We start from the raw sequence: 2,049 nt of genomic DNA, 5'->3' as shown, positions 1-2,049 counted from the left end.
GCCATTGCTGTTTCGCCTGGCCGTGGCAGGGCCATATGATTATGCCGCTATATTGATGAGAATCTATGACAGAGCCGGTTGTGTCAACACTCTCAACCTTCGGCGGCCGCCTCGAGGAACCTGGTCCTGGGCGTCCCGGCCAGAGCGGGCGCGTCGGCCGGGCTGGCCCACACTCGCGTGGTGAGGAAGTCCAGGAACTTGCGTGCCTCGTCGGCGGCAGCGAAGTCAAGATGGATGATGACGTACCGGTTGTCGTCGAGCGGCCGGTAGACCCGCTGGCTGACCACGCCGCCGTCGCGTCGCATGCCGGCGAACCTCTCGAACGCCTGCTTCCAGGTGCCGAAGTCGGTGATCTCGTGCTCGATGTGCAGAGTGATCATGGTTGTTCCTCCTCGGCTCGAGCATCGGCCGCCCGGCCGGAGCAGCGCTATCCCAGAAACCTGGGTGATGCCCAAGTACCGTTCGCGTCGTGGCCGCATCGACGTCCCGTGAGCGGGTCCGGGAACGCATTGTGGAGCTGTGCCGCTCCGGCGGCCCGGCGCGCCGGCTGCGGGTGGCAGTTCTCGACGAGCTGCGCCGGGTGACCCGCTTCGACGCGTACGTCTTCGTGCTGACCGATCCCGTCACCTGCGTCGGTTGCGACCCGCTCGCCGACGTGCCGATCCTCGACCAGTTGCCGCGCCTGATCCGGCTCAAGTACTCCACCGAGGTCAACCGGTGGACCACCCTGACCGAGCGGCCGGTCGCCCTGCTTCGCGAAGCCACCGGCGGCCGGCCCGAGCACAGCCTCATGTGGCGGGAGTTGCTCGAGCCCGCGGGCATCGCCGACGTGGCCTCGGCCGTCTTCGCCGACCGCTTCGGCTGCTGGGCGTTTCTCGACCTGTGGCGGGCCGGTTCCCCGTTCACCGAAGCCGACGCAGACTTCCTGGCTTCGGTCGCTCCGGCCGTGACCGAAGCACTCCGCCGGTCGCAGGCGGCCACATTCGCTCTCCGGCCCGTCCGTACCGACCGGCGGGAGCCGTTGGTGTTGCTCCTGTCACCGGAAATGACGATCCGGGCCGGGACGTCCGAGACCGGCGACTTTCTTCGCCGGCTCCTACCGCCACCGCCCGAGCGGTCCCCCGTCCCGGCCGCCGCGTACAACGTCGCCGGGCAGCTGATCGCGATGGAGGCGGGTGTCGACCACCACCCACCGACCGCACGGGTCCACCTCGGCGAGGGCGCCTGGATCACCCTGCGCGCCGCCCGGATCGGGGACGACATCGCGGTCACCATCGAGTACGCCACACCGGGGGAACGGCTGGACGTCTTCTGCCGCGCCTCAGGGCTCAGCGCGCGGGAGTCGAGTCTGATCGAGGTGCTCGCCGACGGCGTGGACACCCGCGAGGCGGCCACGCGGTTGCACGTCTCCCGGCACACCGTTCAGGATCATCTGAAGTCGATCTTCGAGAAGACCGCGACCCACAGCCGCCGCCAGCTCCTCGCGCGGGCGATCGGCTGACCGCTTACCGGCAGCCGCGCGCCGATCTCCCCGCTCGAGCCGATGCGCTACGAGCGCGCGGGCGACGCCTCGCGGTCAGAGCTCGAGGTAGCGGTCCGCGAGGAGCGACGCGGCCGCAGCAGAGCCAGCGCGGCGACGGCGGCGGCCGGGAGCATCGCCCAGCCGCCGAAGGCGAGGACCACCAGGACGGCGACGGCCGCGAAGGCCGCGACCACGCGTGCCGGGCCGCGCAGCACCCTCGCCGCCGAGACCATGCAGGCCAGGTAGACCAGCAGGAAGAACGACGTGGACACGGTGATCGCCGCGTTGACCGGGAGCCGGCCGGCGCCGATCAAGGCCAGGATGACCACCGAGGCCGCGACGATCGCCGGGACGAAGCGGCGCGTACCCAGGTCACGGGCCAGTGCGGCGCCGCCGGTCAGGTAGGCGTTGGCCGCGCCCAGCGTCAGCAGCACCGCCGCGGCGGCGGCGACCACCGGCGCCGCCCCACCGACCGTGAAGGACAGCAGCGCCGCCATCGGCACCTCCGACGCGGCCGCGGAGCCCAG

Annotated in this window: 2 protein-coding genes and 1 pseudogene; 1 reads left to right on the top strand and 2 read right to left on the bottom strand. The window is 71.0% G+C overall.

Annotated elements, in window-relative coordinates:
* Positions 1-92: 92 nt before the first annotated feature.
* Positions 93-380, bottom strand: coding sequence for a hypothetical protein (locus AB0M20_RS40290; protein ID WP_364306428.1), 288 nt, complete (start codon positions 378-380; stop codon positions 93-95).
* A gap of 89 nt (positions 381-469) precedes the next feature.
* On the opposite strand from AB0M20_RS40290, the gene AB0M20_RS40285 reads away from it, so the two are divergent.
* Positions 470-1,501, top strand: coding sequence for a LuxR C-terminal-related transcriptional regulator (locus AB0M20_RS40285; protein ID WP_364306426.1), 1,032 nt, complete (start codon positions 470-472; stop codon positions 1,499-1,501).
* 47 nt (positions 1,502-1,548) lie between these two features.
* On the opposite strand, the pseudogene AB0M20_RS40280 reads toward AB0M20_RS40285, so the two are convergent.
* Positions 1,549-2,049: pseudogene (locus AB0M20_RS40280) on the bottom strand (hypothetical protein); the annotation flags it as partial.

Source organism: Actinoplanes sp. NPDC051633 (assembly GCF_040681735.1).
In the GTDB taxonomy this organism is placed as follows: Bacteria; Actinomycetota; Actinomycetes; order Mycobacteriales; family Micromonosporaceae; genus Actinoplanes.
The sequence above is the reverse complement of the archived record's forward strand: the minus strand, read 5'-3'. Positions and strand labels throughout refer to the sequence as shown.